At 68.3% G+C, this 22,053-nt stretch carries 21 protein-coding genes; 8 read left to right on the plus strand and 13 right to left on the minus strand.

Annotated elements, in window-relative coordinates; translation table 11 throughout:
• Positions 1 to 187: 187 nt before the first annotated feature.
• Positions 188 to 1,831, minus strand: coding sequence for a phosphoglucomutase (alpha-D-glucose-1,6-bisphosphate-dependent) (gene pgm, locus QMA07_RS11995; protein ID WP_290162137.1), 1,644 nt, complete (start codon positions 1,829 to 1,831; stop codon positions 188 to 190).
• A gap of 62 nt (positions 1,832 to 1,893) precedes the next feature.
• Here pgm and pheA point away from each other — a divergent pair, with 62 nt between their 5' ends.
• Positions 1,894 to 2,844, plus strand: a complete 951-nt coding sequence (gene pheA / locus QMA07_RS12000; RefSeq protein ID WP_290162139.1) for a prephenate dehydratase — start codon at positions 1,894 to 1,896, stop codon at positions 2,842 to 2,844.
• 62 nt (positions 2,845 to 2,906) lie between these two features.
• On the opposite strand, the gene QMA07_RS12005 is transcribed toward pheA, so the two are convergent.
• The 6 genes from QMA07_RS12005 to QMA07_RS12030 all read right to left on the minus strand — a co-directional run bounded on the left by QMA07_RS12005 (position 2,907) and on the right by QMA07_RS12030 (position 7,961).
• Positions 2,907 to 3,191, minus strand: a complete 285-nt coding sequence (locus QMA07_RS12005) for a DUF6457 domain-containing protein (protein WP_290162141.1) — start codon at positions 3,189 to 3,191, stop codon at positions 2,907 to 2,909.
• A complete protein-coding gene (locus QMA07_RS12010; protein WP_290162143.1) occupies positions 3,188 to 3,874 on the minus strand; it encodes a molybdenum cofactor guanylyltransferase in 687 nt (228 codons plus the stop codon). The genes QMA07_RS12005 and QMA07_RS12010 overlap by 4 nt, the downstream gene beginning before the upstream one ends.
• Positions 3,871 to 5,136: a gephyrin-like molybdotransferase Glp gene (gene glp, locus QMA07_RS12015; RefSeq protein WP_290162145.1), complete on the minus strand. Its 1,266-nt coding sequence runs from the start codon at positions 5,134 to 5,136 to the stop codon at positions 3,871 to 3,873. The genes QMA07_RS12010 and glp overlap by 4 nt, the downstream gene beginning before the upstream one ends.
• Before the next feature lie 77 nt (positions 5,137 to 5,213).
• Positions 5,214 to 5,423: a methyltransferase gene (locus QMA07_RS12020; protein ID WP_140038123.1), complete on the minus strand. Its 210-nt coding sequence runs from the start codon at positions 5,421 to 5,423 to the stop codon at positions 5,214 to 5,216.
• A gap of 296 nt (positions 5,424 to 5,719) precedes the next feature.
• A complete protein-coding gene (locus QMA07_RS12025) occupies positions 5,720 to 6,643 on the minus strand; it encodes a hypothetical protein (protein WP_290162149.1) in 924 nt (307 codons plus the stop codon).
• Between the two features lie 277 nt (positions 6,644 to 6,920).
• Entirely contained in the window at positions 6,921 to 7,961 is a 1,041-nt protein-coding gene (locus QMA07_RS12030) for an LLM class flavin-dependent oxidoreductase (RefSeq protein ID WP_290162151.1), read from the minus strand.
• A 79-nt stretch (positions 7,962 to 8,040) separates the two neighbouring features.
• Here QMA07_RS12030 and QMA07_RS12035 point away from each other — a divergent pair, with 79 nt between their 5' ends.
• Positions 8,041 to 9,771, plus strand: a complete 1,731-nt coding sequence (locus tag QMA07_RS12035; RefSeq protein WP_290162154.1) for a cation:proton antiporter — start codon at positions 8,041 to 8,043, stop codon at positions 9,769 to 9,771.
• Positions 9,772 to 9,834: 63 nt separating this feature from the next.
• Here QMA07_RS12035 and QMA07_RS12040 read toward each other — a convergent pair whose 3' ends face one another.
• From QMA07_RS12040 to QMA07_RS12060, 5 genes are all read right to left on the minus strand, one after another.
• The gene (locus QMA07_RS12040) at positions 9,835 to 11,277 is read right to left on the minus strand and encodes a dicarboxylate/amino acid:cation symporter (protein WP_290162156.1); all 1,443 of its coding nucleotides are present in this window, start codon (positions 11,275 to 11,277) and stop codon (positions 9,835 to 9,837) included.
• Positions 11,278 to 11,431: 154 nt separating this feature from the next.
• Complete coding sequence (locus QMA07_RS12045) at positions 11,432 to 11,770, minus strand: hypothetical protein (protein ID WP_290162158.1); 339 nt, start codon at positions 11,768 to 11,770, stop codon at positions 11,432 to 11,434.
• 150 nt (positions 11,771 to 11,920) lie between these two features.
• A complete protein-coding gene (locus QMA07_RS12050; protein WP_140038115.1) occupies positions 11,921 to 12,151 on the minus strand; it encodes a helix-turn-helix transcriptional regulator in 231 nt (76 codons plus the stop codon).
• Positions 12,148 to 12,783, minus strand: a complete 636-nt coding sequence (locus QMA07_RS12055) for a hypothetical protein (RefSeq protein ID WP_290162161.1) — start codon at positions 12,781 to 12,783, stop codon at positions 12,148 to 12,150. Before QMA07_RS12055 ends, QMA07_RS12050 begins: the two co-directional genes overlap by 4 nt.
• On the minus strand, positions 12,783 to 13,403 hold the full coding sequence (locus QMA07_RS12060; protein WP_290162163.1) for a DUF2975 domain-containing protein: 621 nt from the start codon (positions 13,401 to 13,403) through the stop codon (positions 12,783 to 12,785). The genes QMA07_RS12055 and QMA07_RS12060 overlap by 1 nt, the downstream gene beginning before the upstream one ends.
• A 227-nt stretch (positions 13,404 to 13,630) precedes the next feature.
• On the opposite strand from QMA07_RS12060, the gene QMA07_RS12065 reads away from it, so the two are divergent.
• The 4 genes from QMA07_RS12065 (at position 13,631) to QMA07_RS12080 (ending at position 18,138) form a co-directional block, all read left to right on the plus strand.
• The gene (locus QMA07_RS12065; RefSeq protein WP_290162165.1) at positions 13,631 to 16,156 is read left to right on the plus strand and encodes an ATP-dependent Clp protease ATP-binding subunit; all 2,526 of its coding nucleotides are present in this window, start codon (positions 13,631 to 13,633) and stop codon (positions 16,154 to 16,156) included.
• 119 nt (positions 16,157 to 16,275) lie between these two features.
• Positions 16,276 to 16,779 (plus strand): amino-acid N-acetyltransferase, encoded by a 504-nt coding sequence (locus QMA07_RS12070; RefSeq protein ID WP_290162167.1) that lies wholly within the window; start codon positions 16,276 to 16,278, stop codon positions 16,777 to 16,779.
• 9 nt (positions 16,780 to 16,788) lie between these two features.
• Positions 16,789 to 17,448, plus strand: a complete 660-nt coding sequence (locus QMA07_RS12075; RefSeq protein WP_290162168.1) for a hypothetical protein — start codon at positions 16,789 to 16,791, stop codon at positions 17,446 to 17,448.
• A 279-nt stretch (positions 17,449 to 17,727) separates the two neighbouring features.
• On the plus strand, positions 17,728 to 18,138 hold the full coding sequence (locus tag QMA07_RS12080) for a dehydrogenase (protein WP_290162170.1): 411 nt from the start codon (positions 17,728 to 17,730) through the stop codon (positions 18,136 to 18,138).
• A gap of 253 nt (positions 18,139 to 18,391) precedes the next feature.
• Here QMA07_RS12080 and radA read toward each other — a convergent pair whose 3' ends face one another.
• On the minus strand, positions 18,392 to 19,759 hold the full coding sequence (gene radA, locus QMA07_RS12085; protein WP_290162172.1) for a DNA repair protein RadA: 1,368 nt from the start codon (positions 19,757 to 19,759) through the stop codon (positions 18,392 to 18,394).
• A 100-nt stretch (positions 19,760 to 19,859) separates the two neighbouring features.
• Here radA and QMA07_RS12090 point away from each other — a divergent pair, with 100 nt between their 5' ends.
• Positions 19,860 to 20,519, plus strand: coding sequence for a helix-turn-helix domain-containing protein (locus QMA07_RS12090; protein ID WP_290162173.1), 660 nt, complete (start codon positions 19,860 to 19,862; stop codon positions 20,517 to 20,519).
• Between the two features lie 107 nt (positions 20,520 to 20,626).
• Complete coding sequence (locus tag QMA07_RS12095) at positions 20,627 to 22,042, plus strand: cytochrome ubiquinol oxidase subunit I (RefSeq protein ID WP_290162175.1); 1,416 nt, start codon at positions 20,627 to 20,629, stop codon at positions 22,040 to 22,042.
• Positions 22,043 to 22,053: the final 11 nt, after the last annotated feature.

The raw sequence follows: 22,053 nt of genomic DNA on the forward strand, positions 1-22,053 counted from the left end.
TGCCGGGCGGGGTAAGTTGTGCACCGGAAGAGGCCGTTTCGGATGCGTCTTCGACCCCGCATCCGCATCCGCGGGGTGCGGGAGGCGACCAATCAAGGCCTGCGGGGCGAAGAAGTGACCCTGGACGCACTTCTGCCCCCGCACGGACGACGTGCGGGGGCAGAAGCCAGCCGGAAAGGTGGCGGGGTCAGCCGCCGAGGGCGGCAGACACCACGGCGCGGGCCTCGGCCTGCACCTCGGCGAGGTGCTCGGGGCCGCGTAGGCTCTCGGCGTACAGCTTGTAGACGTCTTCGGTGCCCGACGGGCGGGCAGCGAACCAGGCGTGCTCGGTCTGCACCTTGAGGCCGCCGATCGCGGCACCGTTGCCGGGCGCGTGCGACAGCTTGGCGGTGATCTCCTCGCCGGCGAGGGTCGTCGCCGAGACGGCATCCGGAGCCAGCTTGCCGAGCGTCGCCTTCTGCGCGGGCGTCGCCGGGGCGTCGACGCGCTGGTAGGCCGACGACCCGAAGGCCTGCTCCAGCTCGGCGTACCGCTCCGAGGGTGTCTTGCCGGTCACGGCGATGATCTCGGCGGCGAGAAGGCACAGCAGGATGCCGTCCTTGTCGGTCGACCAGACGGTGCCGTCCTTGCGGAGGAACGATGCTCCGGCGGACTCTTCGCCGCCGAAGGCCACGGATCCGTCGAGCAGCCCGGGAACGAACCACTTGAAGCCGACGGGCACCTCGAGCAGGCGGCGTTCGAGCGACTCGGCGACGCGGTCGATGATCATCGACGACACGAGGGTCTTGCCGATCGCGGCGTCGCGCGGCCACTCCGAGCGATGCGAGAACAGGTAGTCGATCGCGACGGCGAGGTAGTGGTTGGGGTTCATCAGGCCGGCGTCAGGGGTGACGATGCCGTGGCGGTCGGCATCCGCGTCGTTGCCGGTGAGCACGTCGTACTCGCCCTTCTTGGCGACCAGCGACGCCATGGCCGAGGGGGATGACGGATCCATGCGGATCTTCTCGTCCCAGTCGAGCGTCATGAAGCGCCAGGTCGGGTCGACCTCGGGGTTCACGACGGTCAGGTCGAGGTCATAGACCTCCTTGATGAGAGCCCAGTACTCGACCGAGGCGCCGCCGAGCGGGTCGGCGCCGATGCGCACTCCGGCGCTGCGGATCGCGTCGATGTCGATGATGGTCGCCAGGTCGCGCACGTAGGCGTCGCGGAAGTCGTAGCCGGGGAGAGCATCCCAGTCGACATCGGCGAAGCGCTCGCGCTTGACGTCGACCAGGCCGCCGGCGATCAGCTCGTTGGCGCGGTCGGCGATCCAGCCGGTCGCGTCGGTGTCGGCCGGTCCGCCGTGCGGCGGGTTGTACTTGAAGCCGCCGTCGCGGGGCGGGTTGTGCGAGGGGGTGACGACGATGCCGTCGGCGCGTCCGGCGTCATCCGATGCGAGGTCGCGGTTGAAGGTGAGGATCGCGTGGCTGAGCGCGGGTGTCGGCACCCAAGCGTCGCGCGAGTCGACGCGGAGGTCGACGCCGTTCGCGACCAGAACCTCGATGGCGCTGCGCTCGGCAGGCAGCGACAGGGCGTGCGTGTCGCGACCGAGGAACAGCGGGCCGGTGATGCCCTGTGCCGCGCGGTAGTCGACGATCGCCTGCGTGGTCGCGAGGATGTGGTTCTCATTGAAGCTCTTGGTGAGCGACGACCCGCGATGACCGCTGGTCCCGAACGCGACCCGCTCGGCGGCGACGCCGGGGTCGGGGACGCGATCGTAGTAAGCGGCGATCAGCTCGTCGACATCGATCAGATCGGATTCTTCGGCTGGTAGGCCGGCACGGCTCGTCATGCAGACAGTCTGCCCCCATCTCGGCATCCGCGCATCTTCTGGGTGCGCACTGGTGCCCTAAGGTGAAACGCGTGACTGAACGCCGCACCTACAGCTATCTCGGCCCCGCCGGAACATTCACCGAAGCGGCACTCGAACAGGTCGCCGAAGCGCGCGGCCAGGAATGGCGGGCGGTGCACAACGTCGGCGAGGCCCTCGCGGATGTGCTCGAGGGGCGCAGCGACGCAGCCATGATCGCCATCGAGAACTCGATCGAGGGGGGCGTCTCGACCACGCAGGATGCTCTGGCCACGCTGCCCGGCCTGCGGATCATCGGCGAGTACCTGGTGCGGGTCAACTTCGTGCTCGTCGCTCCCCGCGGAACCACGCTGTCGGACGTCAAGGTGATCGCGGCTCATCCCGTCGCCTACGGGCAGTGCCACGGCTGGCTCGGGGCGCATCTGCCGACGCACTCGCACGTGCCCGCGGCGAGCAACGTCGCATCGGCGGTCGGCATGCTCGACGGCACTCTTCCTGCGCAGGCGGCGATCGCCGCTCCCGGCGTCGTGAAGCACCTCGACGTCGACGTGCTGGCCGAGGGCATCGGCGACAACGCCCAGGCCGTCACCCGCTTCGTGCTCGTCACCCGCACCACCTCCGCCCCGGCCCCGACCGGTGCAGACAAGACGTCGCTGATCGTCGAGCTGCCCAACGATCACCCCGGTTCTCTCCTCGAGATGCTCGAGCAGTTCTCGACCCGCGGCATCAACCTCTCGCTCATCCAGTCGCGTCCCATCGGCGACGAGCTCGGCCGCTACCGGTTCGTGATCGACGCCGACGGGCACATCGAGCACGAGCGCATGGCCGACGCGCTGCTCGGCATCCGTCGGTTCAGCCCCCGCGTGGTCTTCCTCGGGTCGTATCCGCGGGCCGATCGGCAGATCGTGCAGTACCCCGAGCGCTACGACGATGACGTCTTCGTCGAGGCGCGCGATTGGCTGCGCGGCATCCTCAGCGGCGAACCCGAGGACTGAGACCGCCCCGGATCAGGCCGTGATCGTTCCCGATCAGATCGCGGAGGTCGGCGAGGCGCGGGTCAGGATCTCTCATCATCGTCACGCCAGGATGCCGCCAGGGTGGTGATCGTGGCCACTGCAGCGGCGGTGTCCTCACGACTGCCGCCCGCGCGTCCGGCGGCGAGGCCGGCGAGGTAGGCGCTGAGCGGTGCAGCCGGACGGGCGACGCCGTGCGCGACATCGCGGGCGAGATCGAGGAGCAGTCCGATGTCGACCGACGCTCGGTCGATCCCGAGGGCGGTGCAGGCGGCGGCGGTCCAGTCGTCGAGCGCCTCGACCGGAAGGTGCGGGGGCGTGTCGGTCATGTCATCTCCTCGTCCGGTGCGCTGCCGCTCGGGGGTGTCTGCGCCGTTGTGGTCGTTGTCTGCGCCGCTGCGCGGGCACGTTCGAGATCGTCCCACGTGTCTACGTCCGTCGCCAGGTCTCCTGCCGGCAGCGCGGTGATGGCGAGGCCCGCGAGCAGCGACCGGATGGAGGCATCTCGGCCGCCGACAGGGAGGGCGCCGAGGGCCCCGCGCAGCGCGTCGGTGCGATAGATCCCGATCAGCCACTGCATCCGTCCGGAGTCGTCGGCCAGGCAGACGCCGTCTTCGTCGCTGGCGGAGTGCGGATGCCGACGCAGCAGCGCGACCGCGTCCTCGGCGTTCGGCAGATCGGCCGCCAACACGAACACGTCGGCGCTCTCGATGATCGCGAGCCCGGCAGCGATGCCGGCGACCGGTCCGCCGAACTCGGGGGTCTCGCGGGTCCAGACGACCTCGCCGTCCACGGGTGCAGGCGGACCCACGACGACGATCGGGCCGAAGCCCGCGACGGCAGCGACGGCCCGATCGAGCAGCGTGCGGCCGCCGACCTCGAGCAGCGGCTTGGCGGCGCCGTCGAGACGTGTCGCTCGTCCACCGGCGAGGATGATCGCCGCGGTGCCGGGGGCTGCCGGGGTGTCCGGGGTCGCGGCGGATGCAGGGCTCGCTGCGTAGGCCGAGGTCACGAGAGCAACATCACGTCGACGAGGTCTCCGGCGGCCACGGCCGAGACGTCGGCGCGCACGACGGCATAGGCATCCGCCCTGGCGAGCCCTGCGGCGAGGTGCGCGCCGGACGATCCGTCGGCGGCTGCCGGACTCACCGACCACGCGGCGGGGTCGGAACGGTCGAGAGCCACCGGCACATACTGCTGCCGCCCCGTCGGGCTGCGCCATCCGGCTGCGGTCGCGAGGCGGAGCATCGGGCGGTGCACCGATTCGCGCCCCTGCTGAGCGAGCAGTGCCGGGCGGACGAAGGCCTCGAACGAGGCGGCGACGCTGGCAGGATTGCCGGGGAGGCCGAAGATCAGGGCGTCATCGATGCGCCCGAAGGCTTGGGGCCTGCCCGGCTGCATGGCGACCGCGGTGAACTCGATGCGATCACGCAGCACGTTCTTGACGACCTCGTGGGCACCGGCGCTGACCCCGCCCGAGGTGACCACGACATCGGCATGACCGGCGTGCAGTGCGCGGTCGAGGAGGCTCGTGAAAGCAGCATCCTCATCGGTCACCGTGTCGACCGAGATGACGTCGGCACCCGCCTCGACGCACATCGACGCGAGCAGCACCGAGTTCGATTCAGGGATCTGCCCGCGGTCGAGGTCTGCGCCGGGGGCGGCGAGTTCGGTTCCCGTCGAGATCACGGCGACCCGAGGGCGACGATGCACCTGCACGGTGTCGACGCCGGTGGCCGCGATGGCCGTCAGCTGCAGTGGCCCGAGCACGGTCCCCGCCCGCGCGACGACGGCACCGGCGCGCAGCTCCTCCCCGCAGCGGCGGATGTTGGCGCCCTCTCGGAGAGGCGCCGTGGTCACGATCGCCGCGGCATCCCAGGCCCGCAGCCCGTCACGCGTGTGTTCGAAGGGCACGACGGTGTTCGCGGTGCGGGGCACGGGAGCGCCGGTCATGATCCGCGCGGCAAGCCCTGGACGCAGCTCGGGCTCCTCGGCGGAACCGGCGGGCAGGTCGGCGATGACGCGGAGTTCGGCAGGGTGCTCGGCCGTCGCCCCCTCGACGTCGGAGAAGATGACGGCGTATCCGTCCATCGCGGAGTTGTCGAACAGCGGCACATCGACCCGGGCGTGCACGGCGGCGGCGAGGGTGCGACCGGATGCCCGCGCGATCGGCACCGTCTCTGGGGTGAGCGGTCGGGATGCGGCCAGCACCTTCGCCTGCTGCTCCTCGACCGTGAGGACGACCGGGGGAGCGAGTGAGGTGGCGTGTCGCATGAAGTCAGCGTACGGCGGTCGCGGGGGTGCCCCCGCGACCGCGTCGCCCCTCTGCCCCTTGTTTCCCCGCTCGAAGGTCAGTGTTCGCGGAACATCGGCCAGCCGCTGCCTGGCAGCATGTGCGAATGCAACGCGCCCTTGGCCGATTCCAGGTTCGGGTACGTGCCTGTCGCAGCATCCGATCCGGCCATGACGACGGTGTACCCCTCGTCATCGTGTCGGATGCTTCCGACGACTCCGTTCGTGCCGTAAGCCACCCAGAGTGCCAGGGTCTTGGTCGTGCTCATCATCGAACCCCTTCCGTTGCTCGTGACGCTACGCCCCGGCGCCCCGGAATACCAGCCCCTGTCTCGCGGGAGCCCGGGCGGGCGGTCGGCGCACATCACGCGCTGTTGCGAGGTGCGCGGGCCCGTGCCGCGCGCGGGGTCACTTTCGCATCCTGCGCCGATTGCGGGGTCACTTTCTCACCGCAACGGGGCGATTCGGATGCGGAAGTGGCCCTGCCTGTGGGCAGGGGTGCGAAAGTGACCTTGCCTGTGGGCAGGAGGGGAGAGCGGAGCGGGGAGGCGCAGTAGGGGAACAGTCAGCGGCGGGAGGATCTCGCCCGACGGATGCGGTCGAGCAGCGGGCCTGAGTCGCCCGCCAGGTCGAGTTGAGTCACGCGGATGACGATCCATCCCAGGTCTTCGAGTTCGCGCTGTCGCTGGATGTCGCGCCGCCACTGATCGCGGCTCGAGCGGTGGCCGTCGCCCTCGTACTCGATCGTGATCTTGAGGTCGGGGTAGGCCATGTCGCACCGTGCGATGAGAAGGCCGTTGTCATAGACCTCGTGCTGCACGACGGGTTCAGGCAGACCCGCTGCCACGATGAGCAGCCTCGTCTCGGTTTCCTTCGGCGATTCCACTCCTTCGCGCGCACGGGACAGCGCGTCCCGGACTCGGCGAGAACCAGGGAACCGGCCCCAGACCTGCAGACGCTGCTCGATGTCGGTCGCGGTGAGCGGCGGACGTCCCGCACGCAGCCCCGGATAGTTGTCTGCCGCGCTGATCAGGGCGTCGAGCGCAACGACCACCTCATCTTCGGTCAGCGCCGCGGCGCACATGAACAGAGCGGCGATCGGATCGACGATCGGGATTCCGCCGATCCGCCAGGGCTGAGCGCGTCCCTCTGCAAGACGTCGACCGGTGACGCCGCTGCGTCTGACGCGCGAAGAACCCGTCGTCACGACGACGACGATCGGCGCATGCACGCTCCAGATGCCGGGATGCGGGTACCCCCACACGCGCATCGCCGACGCCCCGCCGATGAGTTGACCACGCTGCAGGCGCGCCGCAAGGGCGGCGACTCGATCGATCGGCGTCTCCGCGGCCGTGACCGAGCGCACCCCGCGGAAGGGGCGGTCGAGATCGCGCGCGGAGACGCGGCCTCGACCCACGCCCGCGGCCGTGGCCTGTTGCACGGTGAAATGACGACCGAGTTCGTCGGGCAGGAGTATCCGATGGCGCATCCGATCAGGTTCGCTGATCCGATGCGCCGTTCTCGTCCGGTGATCGCGCGGATCCCGGGAGATGTGGAGAAGTCGCGCCTGTGGACAGCATCCGCGAACCAGCGACCCGTTCCATCCCACGGTCCGATGCGATGCGGGGTCACTTCTGCATCTGATGCCGCGAGCAGGGTCACTTCCGCATCTCTCAGTGGCTTCTCGGATGCGAAACTGACCCCGCACGGGAGTTCGGACGCGACGGACGCCACGCCCGCGAGGGCGGGACCCGCGACGACGGCCCCTACAGGGCGGCGGCGATGAGCTCGAGCGTCTGTGCGCGGCCGGCTGCGGCGTCGCGCGGCTCGGACTCGTAGGCACCGGCGACGGGCGAGAGCATGACCTCGTCGACGCCGTACTTCGCCGCGAACTCGCGCACCTCTGCGGCGACGGACTCACCGGTGCCGACGAACCAGCGGGAGCGGGCGGCCTCGACGACCTGGTCGGTCGCAGCATCCGACTCGGCGGCGAGCGCCTCTTCGACGGTCTCGAGCGCGATCAGCGGCTTGTTCAGACGCAGGCGCGACATCATGCGCAGCTGCGGCAGGGCACGGGCCTCGGCCTCCTCCTGGGTCGGCGAGGCGACGACGTTGACCGTGAGGAACGTCCGCGGCTCGGGGTGCTCTTCGCTCGGCTGATATCCGGTGCGATAGAGGTCGAGCGCTCGTTCGAGTCCCTGACCCGAGAAGTGGTTCGCGAACACGTACGGAAGGCCATGGGATGCCGCGAGCTGGGCCGAGTAGTCGCTCGACCCGAGCAACCAGACCTCGGGGCTTCCGGTCGCGGCCGGTGTCGCGTGCACCGTGTACTCGCCGCCCGACGTGAAGCGCACGGTCGCGCCCTCGCCCGAGACGAGCGCGGAGATGTCCTGCACGTTGCGGGGGAACTGCTCGACGTCGCTCGTGGTGCCAGAGCCGCGCAGCAACTGGGTGATGACCGGGTCGCTGCCCGGGGCGCGGCCGAGGCCGAGGTCGATGCGGCCGGGAGCGATGGCCTCGAGAGCCGCGAACTGCTCGGCGACGATGAGCGGTGCGTGGTTCGGCAGCATCACGCCACCCGACCCCAGCCGGATCTTCGTGGTGCGCATCGCCGCAGCCGCGATCAGCACCGGGGGAGTGGTGGATGCCACGGCCGGCATGTTGTGGTGCTCGGCGAACCAGTAGCGGCGGTAGCCGAGGCGGTCGGCGGTGGCGGCGAGATCGAGGGAGGAGGAGATCGCCTCGGCACTGGTCTGGCCGGTGCGAACCGGGACGAGGTCGAGGACGGAGAGCGCGGTGGAAGTCATCCCCGAATGCAACGGCGGGGGCGGGCGGGGCATTCCCGCCCGCCGCGCGACGTCAACGGCAGGGCAGTACTTTAAAGGCATGGATGCGGAGATCTTCTACGTGCTCGTCGGTGCTGTCGTCGTGGCGGCGATCGCCCGATGGCGCGGATGGCCGGCCCCGCTGCTCGTCACGGTCGTCGCCCTCGCGGCATCCTTCCTGCCTTTCGTGCCCGAGGTCGAGATCGACGGGCACCTGCTGCTGAACCTCGTGCTGCCGCCGCTGCTGTACTCGGCGGCGCTCGACGTGTCGTTCGTGGGCTTCAAGCGCAGCCTGCCGCAGATCCGCCGACTCGGTGTCACCCTCGTGCTGCTCACCGCGGTCGCGGTGGGCCTGGTGGCGTGGTGGATCCTGCCCTCGCTCACCCTGCCGGGCGCCCTGCTGCTCGGCGCCATCGTGGCTCCGCCCGATGCGGTCTCGGCCGCGGCGATCGGCCGCAAGCTCGGGCTTCCGCGCCGCATCATGACCGTGCTGTCGGGGGAGAGCCTGATCAACGACGCGACGTCGCTGACCCTCTACCGGGTGTTCGCGGCGATCATCGCCGGGGCGACGCTCACCGTCTGGGACGGAATCTGGCAGTTCCTGCTCGCGGTGGGCGTGGGCGTCGTGGTCGGGCTCGTCTTCGGCATCGTGCTGCACCAGCTGCGCATGCGCATCAGCGACCCCGTCGTGATCGGCACGTTCGGGCTGCTCGCACCGTTCGGAGCGTATGCGATCGCCGAGCACCTGCTCGGCTCGGGCGTGCTCGCGGTCGTCGCGATGGGCCTCTACGTCGGATACAACTCACCCCGCACCGACTACACGACGCGTCAGCAGGAGGCGCCGCTCTGGTTGTCGGCCGACCTGCTGCTCGAGAGCTTCGTGTTCGCGTACATCGGTCTGCAGTTCCCGCGCGTGCTCAGCGACCTCGGCGGCGAGGAGGTCGGCCGCATCCTGCTGCTGTCGGGGGCGGTGCTGCTCGTGGTGCTGGTCGTGCGTCCGCTCTACGTCTACCCGGCGAACGGATGGGCGAACTTCCAAGACCGCAGAAGGCTGGATCGCTGGGATCGTACGGTCGCATCCGGAGCCTTCGACGAGCGCCGCCGCGACTCGAAACGCTGGAAGCAGTACAGCGCCGAAGAGCTGCGGTCGAAGATCGTGCGCGATCGCATGGCGGGCCTGCAGCTCACCTGGAAGGACAACGCCGTCATCTCGTGGGCGGGCATGCGCGGGGTGGTGACGCTGGCCACCGCGCTCGCCGCGGCAGACCTCGCGGCGCTCGACACCGAGCCGTCGCACGCGATCGTCGTCGTCGCGTACGTCGTCACCGTCGGCACGCTGCTGCTGCAGGGCCTGACTCTGCCGCTGCTGATCCGCGGGCTCGGCATCGCCAGCGATGTCGACGAGGAGGAGGACGAACGCGCGGTCGCCGACGTCAAGGCCAAGAGCCGCGAGGCGGGCAAGGCCTTCCTCGCCGAGAAGCGCGTCGAGTGGGTCGAGAAGTACGGCAGCGTCGACATCGGCGTCTTCGACGCGTTCACGAAGCGCATGACCCGCGTCGAGAAGGCCGCCGACGAGGCGCAGGAGGTCGAGGAGGCGGTCACCCGACCTTCATACGAAGACCTCGCAGCACTCACCCGCGGGTGGCTGCAGGTGCGCCGCGACATCCTGCTCGCAGAGCGAGACGCCGGCAACCTCGACGAGGAGGTCATGCGCGAGCTGATGGCCGCGATGGATGCCGAGGAGCTCGCCCTCGACACCCGTGCCGCCACGCGTCTGCAGGGTCGCGCGTAGCGGGAGACAGACGAGCGCCCCACCCCGGGAAGGGGTGAGGCGCTCGGTCGATGAGACGACGGATCAGCGGGTGCTGGCCGGCTCGGTCTCGGATTCCGGGGAGTCGGATGCTGCGGCATCCGGCTCGGACGCATCATCGTCGGCCGAGTCGTCGGCGAACGGCAGGCCCTCGCGCGGCGCGTTGTAGAGCTCCTCGTCGAGGATGCCCTCGCGCTTTGCGACGATGGTCGGCACGAGCGCCTGGCCCGCGACGTTGACCGCGGTGCGGCCCATGTCGAGGATCGGGTCGATCGCGAGCAGCAGGCCGACGCCCTCGAGCGGCAGACCGAGCGTCGACAGCGTCAGCGTGAGCATGACTGTCGCTCCGGTGGTGCCGGCCGTGGCGGCGGAGCCGACCACCGAGACGAGCACGATCAGCAGGTACTGCACCAGGTTCAGCTCGATGCCGAAGAACTGCGCCACGAAGATCGCGGCGATGGCCGGGTAGATCGCGGCGCAGCCGTCCATCTTCGTGGTCGCGCCGAACGGCACGGCGAACGAGGCATACGAGCGGGGCACGCCGAGGTTGCGCTCGGTCACGCGCTCGGTGAGGGGCAGGGTGCCGATCGACGAGCGGCTGACGAATGCCAGCTGCACGGCAGGCCAGACGCCCGAGAAGTACTGCCTGATCGACAGGCCGTTCGTCTTGACGAGCACCGGGTAGACCACGAAGAGCACGAGAGCGAGGCCGACGTAGACCGCGATCGCGAACCAGCCGAGCGAGGCGAGCTTCTCCCAGCCGTACTTGACGACCGCGGCGCCGATGAGGCCGAACGTGCCGAGCGGGGCGATGCGGATGATCCACCACAGCACGCGCTGGATGACCTTGAGCAGCGACTCGGTGAACGCGAGGAAGGGCTCGGCCTTCTTGCCGGCCTTGAGCGCTGCGATGCCGACGGCGACCGCGATCACGATGACCTGCAGGATGTTGAAGTTCACGCTCGACGTGAACGTGCCGTCGGTGGCGCCCGGGTTCGTGCTGACGCTGAGCCCGAGGAAGTTCTGCGGGATCAGACCGAGGAGGAAGTTCCACCACGTGCCGACCGTGTACGGGGCGCCGGGCTCGAGGCCCTCGCCGGCGCGGTTGCCCGGCTGGATCACCAGGCCGAGCGTGATGCCGATGATCACGGCGATGAACGCGGTGATCGCGAACCACAGCAGGGTCTGTCCCGCGAGGCGCGCGGCGTTCTGCACGCGGCGCAGGTTCGAGATGCTGGCGACGATCGCGGTGAAGATCAGCGGCACCACAGCGGCGCGCAGCAGCGTGACATACGAGCTGCCGATCGTGTCGAGTGTGGCGGAGAGGCCGTTGGGGCTGTCGGCGGTGGCGCCCGACTGGCGGGCGATCAGGCCGGCGGCGATGCCGAGGACGAGTGCTGCGAGGATCTGGAAGCCGAACGAGGTCAGCAGCTTCCGGACGGGACCGCGAGTGTCGGGCGCCTTCGTGGGGCGGGCGGTGGTGCTCATGGGATCGAGGACTCCAGAATCGGTGCGCGCCGTGTGCGCGCTATCCGTCCACGCTAGGAGTCACGCCGTCATCCCGAGGTCGAGATGACGAAGGATGACGGATGCCGAAGCATCCGCCATCCTTCGTCAGGCGTTCGTCAGGCGTCGCGGTGGGTCAGGCCGCGCACTTCTCGAGGTTGTCGGTGAGGATCTGCGTGGTCAGAGCCTTGTCCTCTTCGCTGGACTGCTTGTCTTCGCCGTTGGCGATGTAGGTGAGGGTCTCGTCGCTCAGGTCGGAGTCGACGAGCGCCTCTGCGAAGCAGGTCGCGACGTCGTCCGGGACGGCATCGCCGAGCCCCTGGTCTTCGTAGACCTTCTGGATGCCCTCGGCGACGTCGTCGACCGCGGGGCGCGACGACCCACCGCAGGCGGCGAGCGAGAATGCGAGCGCGGCGATGGGCAGTGCCATGAGGATGCGGGAGGGGGTGCGCAGGTTCCGGTCGTTGAGCTTCATGCCGTCGACGCTATCGGCGCACAGAGAATCCATAGCAGGGGTTGCGCTCGGCGTGGTGTTCGTGATGCACGCCCGGTCGCGATGGCGGTGCTTCGCCGCGATGGCCTCATGTTCCTGGTGTCGCCGAACGAGAGCGCGTCGTGGATCGGGCTAGGCGAGCACGAGCAGGTCGCCGACCTCGCAGCCGAGGGCATCGCAGATCGCGCGCAGCGTCGAATACCTGATCGCCCGCGCCCGGTCGTTCTTGAGCACCGACAGGTTCACGATGCTGACGCCGACGCGTGCGCTCAGCTCGGTCAGGGTCATCCCGCGCTCAGCGAGCAGCTCGTCGAGGCGGCAGTGGATGCCGGTGAGCTCGTCGTCGTTCTCCGCCGGGCTCATACGAGGCCCCTCGTGTCGTCCTCGAGCACGGCCTTCTCGCGCTGCAGACGGATGCCCTGACGGAACGCGGCGGCGATGAGGCCCACCGCGACGCCGGTCGCGAAGATCGGGACGATCGACCAGAACTCGATCGGATGCACCGGCTCGCCCGAGCCGAGGCCGACCGCGGCAGAAACCCCGTTCAGCCCCAGTTTCTCGAGCAGCAGGATGAACATCGGAGCGAGCACGAGGGTCCAGCCGATCGCATCGAAGGCCCGCGCGTTGCTCCGCACGAAGAAGCGTCCGCGGAGGAAGTTCCAGGCGACGAGCATCACGGCGACGATGACGATCAACGGGGCGAGCGCCCACAGCACGAGCGAGCCGACGATCGCTGCGGTCGAGGCGGCATCCACTCCGGTGGCGAACACCATCACCTGCTGAGCGATCCCCTCGACCGATGCGGCTCCTGAGCCGACGGTCGCGTCGATCGGCTGCTCGTCGATCGGGATGGCCCATGCGATGCCCTGATCCCGGAACGTCCCGAGCACGCGCAGCACGGTGCTGATGGCCGTCACCACCAGAGCGGCCGCGCCGAAGAGGATCACGGTGATCGCATCGGCTGTCTGGGAACGGGTCGCGGTCACGGTGCTCATCAGACGAGCCCGTCGGTGTCGCGCTGCAGGCGGTCGCCGATGGAGAGCACCGTGCCGATGAGAGCGAGCACGAAAGCAGCGAGCACGAAGGTGAAGGGCTCGACGCTGATCACCGCGCTGTCGACGGCGTTGTCGGCCACCGTGGCGACCGTCGCGTTGGCGAGCATGTTGTCGAAGAAGCGCACCGCGGCGAACCCGAGGAGGCCGGTGATGCCGGCCGTGGCGACGAGGGTCGTGTTGCGGCGGCTGAAGACGCGTCCGGTGAGCACGCTCCGGGCCAACAGGATCAGGCAGCCGATCACGACGATGATCGTGAGGATCTGCGCGATCTGGCCGATGATGCCCGGCACTGCGGCGATCGCCGGCAGTTCGGGGGCCGTGATCGTCGCGCTGTCGACGCCGACGGGGATGCTGGCGCCGTTGGTCAGCGGCAGGTCGACCGGTGTCTTCGAGCTGATGAACTCGACGAGCACCGGCACGTCGACGCCACGGGCGAGTTCGATGATCCGGATGATCGAGAGCACGGTGATGTAAGCGGCGATCAGGACTCCCGCGATGCAGAAGCCGATCAGGGCGCCGGAGTCACCGCGTGAGAGCGTGCGGTCTTTGGTCGAGGTCATCATCCACTCCTTATCGAGAGTCGTTATTACCGATAATCGTTAACATAACGACTGTCGATAACTGAGTCAACCCCGACTGCGCGAGAGCGCCGTCACCGACCGTCACGGCGCTATGCCGACGGCGAACACGGGCATACAGCATCCGCACGGTGGTTACTCTCGATGTACAGGCGCGGAGACCCGTCGAGGACTCAGCGCTTCGCCCCGTGCGAATAAGGAGTCACAGCATGTTCGAGAGATTCACGGACCGAGCCCGTCGAGTGGTCGTCCTCGCCCAAGAAGAGGCGAAGATGCTCAACCACAACTACATCGGCACCGAGCACATCCTGCTCGGCCTCATCCACGAGGGTGAGGGTGTCGCAGCCAAGGCGCTCGAAAGCCTCGGCATCTCCCTTGACGCCGTCCGCGAGCAGGTGCAGGACATCATCGGTCAGGGCCAGCAGCAGCCCACCGGTCACATCCCGTTCACGCCGCGCGCCAAGAAGGTGCTCGAGCTCAGCCTCCGTGAGGCTCTGCAGCTCGGCCACAACTACATCGGCACCGAGCACATCCTGCTCGGCCTCATCCGCGAGGGCGAGGGTGTCGCAGCCCAGGTTCTCGTCAAGCTCGGCGCCGACCTCAACAAGGTCCGCCAGCAGGTCATCCAGCTCCTGTCGGGTGCCCCCGGGCGCGAGCCGGCAGCCGTCGGCGCGCAGTCGAACGACACCCCGAGCGCCCAGGGCGGCTCGCAGGTGCTCGACCAGTTCGGTCGCAACCTGACCCAGGCCGCGCGCGACAACAAGCTCGACCCGGTCATCGGTCGCGAGAAGGAGATCGAGCGGGTCATGCAGATCCTGTCTCGTCGCTCCAAGAACAACCCCGTGCTGATCGGTGAGCCCGGTGTCGGCAAGACCGCCGTCGTCGAGGGACTCGCTCAGGCGATCGTCAAGGGCGATGTGCCCGAGACGCTGAAGGACAAGCAGCTCTACTCGCTCGACCTCGGCTCGCTCATCGCCGGTTCCCGCTACCGTGGCGACTTCGAAGAGCGTCTGAAGAAGGTCACCAAGGAGATCCGCACGCGCGGCGACATCATCGTCTTCATCGACGAGATCCACACCCTCGTGGGTGCGGGCGCCGCCGAGGGCGCGATCGACGCGGCCAGCATCCTCAAGCCGCTCCTCGCCCGAGGTGAGCTCCAGACCATCGGCGCCACCACGCTCGACGAGTACCGCAAGCACTTCGAGAAGGATGCCGCTCTCGAGCGCCGCTTCCAGTCGATCCAGGTGAACGAGCCGAGCCTGCCTCACACGATCAACATCCTCAAGGGGCTGCGCGACCGCTACGAGGCGCACCACAAGGTGCAGATCACCGACGGCGCGATCGTCGCGGCGTCGAACCTCGCCGACCGCTACGTCTCCGACCGGTTCCTGCCCGACAAGGCCATCGACCTGATCGATGAGGCCGGCGCACGCCTGCGCCTCAGCATCCTGTCGAGCCCGCCCGAGCTGCGCGAATTCGACGAGAAGATCGCCAAGGTTCGCGAGCAGAAGGAAGTGGCGTCGGAAGACCAGGACTTCGAGAAGGCCGCATCGCTGCGCGACGAGGAGAAGAGCCTCCTCGCCGAGCGCCTGCGCCTCGAGAAGCAGTGGCGTTCGGGTGACGTCGCGACCCAGGCGGTCGTCGACGAGGGTCTGATCGCCGAGGTGCTCGCACAGGCCACCGGCATCCCCGTCTTCAAGCTGACGGAAGAGGAGTCCTCGCGACTCGTCTTCATGGAGAAGGCGCTGCACCAGCGCGTCATCGGTCAGGAAGAGGCCATCGCGGCGCTCTCGAAGACGATCCGTCGTCAGCGTGCCGGCCTCAAGGACCCGAAGCGTCCCTCCGGTTCGTTCATCTTCGCCGGCCCCACGGGCGTCGGAAAGACCGAGCTCGCCAAGGCGCTCGCCGAGTTCCTGTTCGACGACGAAGCCGCTCTCATCTCGCTCGACATGAGCGAGTTCGGTGAGAAGCACACCGTCTCGCGTCTGTTCGGTGCCCCTCCCGGATTCGTCGGGTTCGAAGAGGGTGGACAGCTCACCGAGAAGGTGCGCCGCAAGCCGTTCAGCGTGGTGCTGTTCGACGAGATCGAGAAGGCCCACCCGGACATCTTCAACTCGCTGCTGCAGATCCTCGAAGAGGGTCGTCTGACCGATGGTCAGGGCCGCGTGATCGACTTCAAGAACACCGTCATCATCATGACCACCAACCTCGGTGCTCGTGACATCGCCGGTGGTCCGGTCGGATTCCAGATCGAGGGCGTCAACTCGACGAACTACGAGCGGATGAAGGGCAAGGTCAACGAAGAGCTCAAGCGCAACTTCAAGCCCGAGTTCCTCAACCGTGTCGACGACATCATCGTGTTCCCGCAGCTGTCGAAGGATGAGCTCGTGCAGATCGTCGATCTGTTCACGAAGCGCCTCGGCGAGCGTCTGCTCGACCGCGACATGACGATCGAGCTCTCGCAGGCCGCCAAGGAGCGTCTGATCGAGATCGGGTTCGACCCGGCACTCGGTGCCCGGCCGCTGCGTCGCGCGATGCAGCACGAGGTCGAGGACCGCCTGTCTGAGAAGATCCTGCACGGCGAGCTCAACCCCGGCGACCACGTGAAGGTCGACTCGAAGGACGGCGAGTTCCTCTTCGAGCACGGCCCCCGCGGCGAGAAGGTCGCGGTCGGCGTGAACACCGGCGGAGCGATCTCGGGAACCCCCGACCTGGCGGTCGCCAGCGGGGAGTGACCTGATCACACAAGGGGCGGATGCGATCAGCATCCGCCCCTTCTGCGTGCCCGGGGCGTTACTCCGGCATTCCGGGGCCGCTCAGGGTCTCGGGAGGTGACGGGTTCTAGGCTTGACCTGTGAGCGAGTACATCGTCCGGCCGGCGCGCAGCGCTGACATCATCGGCATCCGCAACCTCCTGCAGCCGATGGTCGAGCAGCGAATCCTGCTCGGCAAAGACCTGGCAGTGCTCTACGGCGCCGTGCAGGAGTTCGTCGTCGCCGAGGCCGACGGCGAGTTGATCGGATGCGGTGCGCTGCACGTGTTCTGGGAAGACCTCGGCGAGGTGCGCACGCTCATGGTGCGCGGGGACTGGCTGCATCACGGAGTCGGCGGTGCGATCGTCGGCGCGCTCGAGGAACAGGCGCGGGGGCTCGGCCTCAGTCGTCTGTTCTGTCTGACCTTCGAAGTCGAGTTCTTCGGACGGCGCGGCTATTCGATCATCGGCGAACAGGTCGTCGACCCCGACGTGTACTCGCAACTGCTGCGAAGCGGCGACGCGGGTGTCGAGGAGTTCCTCGATCTCGCGCACGTCAAGCCGAACACGCTCGGCAACACCAGGATGCTGAAGAGCCTCAACTAACCTGAACTAATGCCTCGTCACTCCGCCGCCGTGTATCGTCGCCGGAGATTGCTGACCCTTGTCGCGGCGATCCTGGTGGTGGCGGTCGTCGGCGTCGCCGTGTGGCTGCTCATGGCACGTCCGTGGGCGAATGCGGCCGAGGCGACGCCGTCGCCGAGCGCGTCCGCATCCGACTCGCCGACGCCTGATCCCACCGCATCCGAGTCGACCGCATCCGAGTCGCCGTCGCCCGAGTCGTCGGCTGAGGAGACTCCGGGAATCGTCGCATGCGAGGCGAGGGACGTCGAGGTCGCTGCCGTGACGGATGCCGACACCTACGACCCGGGCGTGCTGCCGCAGCTGTCGATCTCGCTGACCAACCGCGGTTCCACCGACTGCGCGATCGACGTGGGATCGACGACCCAGAGGCTCACGGTGTCGAGCGGGTCCGATGTCTGGTGGACATCGACCGACTGCCAGGAGAATCCGAGCAGCATGGTCGCGACGCTCACCGCCGGAGCGACCGTGACGAGCAAGGTGCCGGTCACGTGGGATCGCACACGATCGAGCGTCGAGACGTGCGCCGACGAGAATCGTCCGCGCGCGCCCGGCGGCGGGGCGTCGTACCACGTCGCCGTCGAGATCGGTGGCTTCAAGGGCACGACCACGAAGCAGATCCTGCTCTATTGACGTCGAAACTGGACAAACGTCTCGAATACAGTCCTGAACTCAGTTTCGGGTGACACTGCTCATTCTTTGGGATACCATTGGAGTGACCCTCGCAGACTTGCGGCGCATGCCATCCCCAGTGGCGTCGAGCACAGCGTCCCCAGCGCTTCGACATGCCGCCCGAGGGTCCGTGGGCCCTCTCGAGTACCCCAGTCCCCAATGGATGACTCGAGAGGGCCCCTTTCCATCTCGGCCTTCGACTCGGAGTACACGTCGGCATCCGCTGAATATGCTGGATGCATGGCAGCGAAGAAGTCGAAGTCCGCGAAGAGCAAGCCCGCCCCCGAGGATTTCCGGTCGGACGCCCTCGCCCAGGCGCTGGAGAAGCAGGACATCGCTGCGGTCGCTCTGGCACTGCGCCACGGCACCACGGTCGTTCCGCTCGTGAAGCCCGGTGCTCGAGACAACCCGCTCGACAGCGGAGAGGTCTGGACCTACCGCGACCCGAACTCGGGCGATCTGGCGCTGCTGCTGTTCAGTGACGCCAAGAACAAGCCGGCGAACCTGCCTCCGGGCGTCGGGATCTACACAGCCGACTGGTTGCGGAAGTTCCTCGGCGCGCACCCGATCACGACAGTCTTTCTGGATATCGCAGGTCCGCACCCGATGCAGGCCTCTCCTGAGGAGCTCCTCAAGGCGCTCGACGCCTGAAGCCGCCTCCTCTGGGTGACCGCGTGGTGGCGCGCTCGCTTGCCCGTGCGACCGGTACAGGGCGCCACGACCCGTGCGGGGTCACTTTCGCATCTGCGGTCTGTGCGGGGTCACTTCGGCATCCCTGTTGCTTGATTCGGATGCGAAAGTGACCCCGCTTGGTGATTGGGATGCGAAAGTGACCCCGCTTAGGGCGTGGGGCGTCGGGTGCGTAAGTGACCCCGGCTGGGGTGTCCGTCGATCCCTCGCCGGCTCAGAACGGCGGGATGTCTGCGTCGCTGCGCCGGTTGGTGTTGCGGGCGCGCACGTCGTTCAATGCCGCGCGCAGGGTCTTCGAGCGGTCGTCGACCACCTGTTCGTAGCCGAGCCGCGCGGCTTCTGAACGGCGCTGCGCCGACTGGGTGACGGGGCGGATCTCGCCCGCCAGGCTGAGCTCCCCGACGGCGGCGACGGTTCGAGGCACCGAGATCTGCTGAATGGAACCGGCGACGGCGATCGCGATAGCCAGATCGGCGGCCGGTTCGGTGAAGCGCACACCGCCGACGGTCGAGACGTACACGTCGAGATTGCTGGTCTTGATGTGCGCCCGACGCTCGAGGATCGCCAGCACCATCGCCACGCGCGATGAGTCGAGTCCGTGCACCACCCGACGAGGGTTCGGCGCCGTCGTGGTGATCGTGAGCGCCTGCACCTCGACCGGCAGCGCCCTGCGGCCTTCGAGTGAGATGGCGACGCACGTGCCGGGCTCGGTCGCACCCTGCGACAGGAAGAGGCCCGAGGGGTCGGGAACCTCGGAGATGCCCGCGCCCGTCATCTCGAAGCATCCGACCTCATCGGTCGGGCCGAACCGGTTCTTCAGCGCGCGGATGAAGCGCAGCGAGGTCTGTCGGTCGCCCTCGAAGTGACAGACGACGTCGACCAGGTGCTCGAGCACGCGGGGCCCGGCGACGGTGCCGTCTTTCGTGACGTGGCCGACGAGGATGACCGGCAGCCCGCGGTCCTTCGCCACCCGGATGAGGGTGGCCGCGACCTCGCGCACCTGGCTCGGCTGACCCGCCGCGCCGTCGATGAGCGACGACGACACCGTCTGCACCGAGTCGACGATGACCAGCTGCGGTGCGACCTCGTCGATGTGGCCGAGGATCGTGGCGAGATCGGTCTCGCTCGCCAGATAGAGCTCGTCGTGCAGAGCTCCGGTGCGTTCTGCGCGCAGGCGCACCTGGGCGGGAGACTCCTCAGCGCTGGCGTAGAGCACACGACGCCCCGATCGGGCAGCCTGCGCTGCGACCTCGAGCAGCAGCGTCGACTTGCCGACACCCGGTTCTCCGCTGAGCAGAATGGCCGCGCCGGGCACGATGCCACCGCCGAGCACCCGGTCGAACTCGCCCACCCCGCTCGTGCGGCGAGGAGCGTCTTCGGTGGTGATCTGCGTGATCGGTCGAGCGGCCTTCGCCGCCGTCGGCGCGAGGGGGGTGATGCGGCTCAGGATGCCGGTCTGCGCGCCCTGCTCCTGCACGGTGCCCCACTGCTGGCACTCGGCGCACCGACCCACCCACTTGGCCGTCGTCCACCCGCATTCGGTGCAGACGTACGCGGGAGGGGCAGGTTTTCGGGTGGCCATGCAGCCAGGCTATCGCCGGGATCAGACATCCCTATCGGTTCGGGCATTATTCACGGCCCAACCCCTCGAAGTCGCGCAGCGGCCACGGAATACTGGAGTCATGGCCAACGGCGGGCCCGTCTGCGGGCCGATCTCGACCTTCTCGCGAGTGCGGATCCTGCACGCGCTGTTCGAGGGCGGCTCTGCGCAGGACGACACCGCGCGGACCCGTGCGGAGCTCACGATCGGCGAGCTCTGCGAGGCCACCGGGCTGCACCCCAACACGGTGCGAGAGCACCTGCAGCGCCTGATCGAGGGCGGCTACGTCATCCAGGCCAGCGAGCACCGCACCACCCGCGGCCGCCCGCGCACGCTCTACAGCGCGGTGACGGGCGCGGCGGATGCCTCCAGCCCCATCGCCCGCACCAAGGCGAAGGCCGCCGCTGTCCGCGGCGATCTGCTGCGTCGGGTCCTACCTGCTTCGGCATCCGCACTGGGTCGTGCCGCGACCTATCAGCTGGACGCCCTGATCGAACACTTGGAGGAGAGCGGCTTCGAGCCCGTCGTCGACGACGAGCAGCTCACCGTCGATCTCAGCCCGTGCCCGCACGCCGCGGGTCGCGCCGAAGACCGTCCGATGCTGTGCTCCGTGCACCTCGGCCTCATGCAGGGGGTGCTCACCGAGGCCGGTGGGCCGCTCGCCGCAGAGGCCGTGCGCACCTCCGCCCTCCCGGCGGATTGCACCATACAGCTGCGCGTGACGGAGATGACCGCCGCCTAGGCGAGCATCTGTCTTATTCACGGTCGGCGGCCCATCGGGGGCAGCGGGCTCGTCGTTAGCGTGGCATCCGGCGCACAAGAACCAGGGCACGGAAGAAGGAGTGGCTCATGGAATGGCTAGACCCGCTGGTCCTGTCTCGATGGCAGTTCGGTCTGACGACCGTCTACCACTACCTGTTCGTGCCCCTGACGATCGGCATGGCGCTCGTCGCCGCGATCTTCCAGACCGCGTGGGTGCGCACCGGCAAGGTGCAGTACCTGCACCTCACTCGGTTCTTCGGCAAGATCTTCCTGATCAACTTCGCCATGGGCGTCGTGACCGGCATCGTGCAGGAGTTCCAGTTCGGCATGAACTGGTCGGACTACTCCCGCTTCGTCGGCGACGTCTTCGGCGCCCCGCTGGCCTTCGAGGGTCTGCTCGCCTTCTTCTTCGAGGCGACTTTCATCGGCCTCTGGATCTTCGGCTGGGACAAGCTCCCGCAGAAGCTGCACCTGGCCACCATCTGGTGCGTCTCGATCGGCAGCATCCTCTCGGCGTACTTCATCATCGCCGCGAACGCGTTCATGCAGAACCCGGTCGGATACGTCTTCAATCCCGAGACGAACCGCGCCGAGCTCACCGACTTCTGGGCGCTGCTGACGAACCCGGTCGCGCTCGCCGCGTTCCCGCACACGATCTTCGGTGCGCTGATGTTCGCCGCCGGTGTCGTGATCTCGGTCTCGGCTTGGCACCTCGCCCGCGGACAGCACTTCGACACCATGCGCATCTCGCTCAAGTTCGGCCTGTGGGCGATGATCGTCTCGACCGCCGGAGTCGTGCTCACCGGTGACCAGCTGGGCCTCGCGATGTACGCGGCGCAGCCCATGAAGATGGCCGCGGCCGAAGCGACCTTCGACACGGTCTGCGGCTATGACGCGTCGTTCAGCCTGTTCACCCTCGGCACCCCGGACGGCAGCTCCGAGCTGTTCAGCATCCGGGTGCCGTATCTGCTCTCGCTGCTGTCGACCCACACGCTCGACTCCTGCGTGCACGGCATCAACGACCTCAACGCCGAATACGCCACGACCTTCGCCGACACCGGCCTCACCGAGTTCGCCCCGATCCTCTGGGTCACGTACTGGGCGTTCCGCTGGATGATCGGCCTCGGCATGGCCGCGGCCCTCGTCGCCGTAGTCGGACTGTGGGTCACCCGCAAGGGCGCCAAGAACCCGCCGGCCCCGTGGATGTGGAAGCTCGCGATCTGGTCGTTCCCGCTCGCGCTCGTCGCCAACATCATGGGCTGGGTCTTCACCGAGATGGGCAGACAGCCCTGGATCGTGTTCGGCCTGATGACCACCCAAGACGGCGTCTCGCCGGGAGTCAGCGGCGTCGAAGTCCTCATCTCGCTGATCGCCTTCACCGCGATCTACGCCGCGCTCGCCGTGGTCGAGATCCGCCTCATCATCAGAGCGGCCCAGAAGGGCCCTGACACCGAAGAGCAGCCCCACGAGGAGACGGCCCAGCTGCCGTCGGTCGTGTACTGAGAAAGGGATCA

It is taken from the genome of Microbacterium sp. APC 3901 (assembly GCF_030407765.1).
Classification (GTDB): Bacteria; Actinomycetota; Actinomycetes; order Actinomycetales; family Microbacteriaceae; genus Microbacterium.

Bases quoted from the DNA above. Each gene is read 5' to 3' on its own strand.
- pgm (WP_290162137.1), bottom strand. From the start codon at position 1,831: ATGACGAGCCGTGCCGGCCTACCAGCCGAAGAATCCGATCTGATCGAT.
- QMA07_RS12005 (WP_290162141.1), bottom strand. From the start codon at position 3,191: ATGACCGACACGCCCCCGCACCTTCCGGTCGAGGCGCTCGACGACTGG.
- glp (WP_290162145.1), bottom strand. From the start codon at position 5,136: ATGCGACACGCCACCTCACTCGCTCCCCCGGTCGTCCTCACGGTCGAG.
- QMA07_RS12020 (WP_140038123.1), bottom strand. From the start codon at position 5,423: ATGAGCACGACCAAGACCCTGGCACTCTGGGTGGCTTACGGCACGAAC.
- QMA07_RS12025 (WP_290162149.1), bottom strand. From the start codon at position 6,643: ATGCGCCATCGGATACTCCTGCCCGACGAACTCGGTCGTCATTTCACC.
- QMA07_RS12030 (WP_290162151.1), bottom strand. From the start codon at position 7,961: ATGACTTCCACCGCGCTCTCCGTCCTCGACCTCGTCCCGGTTCGCACC.
- QMA07_RS12035 (WP_290162154.1), top strand. From the start codon at position 8,041: ATGGATGCGGAGATCTTCTACGTGCTCGTCGGTGCTGTCGTCGTGGCG.
- QMA07_RS12040 (WP_290162156.1), bottom strand. From the start codon at position 11,277: ATGAGCACCACCGCCCGCCCCACGAAGGCGCCCGACACTCGCGGTCCC.
- QMA07_RS12045 (WP_290162158.1), bottom strand. From the start codon at position 11,770: ATGAAGCTCAACGACCGGAACCTGCGCACCCCCTCCCGCATCCTCATG.
- QMA07_RS12050 (WP_140038115.1), bottom strand. From the start codon at position 12,151: ATGAGCCCGGCGGAGAACGACGACGAGCTCACCGGCATCCACTGCCGC.
- QMA07_RS12055 (WP_290162161.1), bottom strand. From the start codon at position 12,783: ATGAGCACCGTGACCGCGACCCGTTCCCAGACAGCCGATGCGATCACC.
- QMA07_RS12060 (WP_290162163.1), bottom strand. From the start codon at position 13,403: ATGACCTCGACCAAAGACCGCACGCTCTCACGCGGTGACTCCGGCGCC.
- QMA07_RS12065 (WP_290162165.1), top strand. From the start codon at position 13,631: ATGTTCGAGAGATTCACGGACCGAGCCCGTCGAGTGGTCGTCCTCGCC.
- QMA07_RS12075 (WP_290162168.1), top strand. From the start codon at position 16,789: ATGCCTCGTCACTCCGCCGCCGTGTATCGTCGCCGGAGATTGCTGACC.
- QMA07_RS12080 (WP_290162170.1), top strand. From the start codon at position 17,728: ATGGCAGCGAAGAAGTCGAAGTCCGCGAAGAGCAAGCCCGCCCCCGAG.
- radA (WP_290162172.1), bottom strand. From the start codon at position 19,759: ATGGCCACCCGAAAACCTGCCCCTCCCGCGTACGTCTGCACCGAATGC.
- QMA07_RS12090 (WP_290162173.1), top strand. From the start codon at position 19,860: ATGGCCAACGGCGGGCCCGTCTGCGGGCCGATCTCGACCTTCTCGCGA.
- QMA07_RS12095 (WP_290162175.1), top strand. From the start codon at position 20,627: ATGGAATGGCTAGACCCGCTGGTCCTGTCTCGATGGCAGTTCGGTCTG.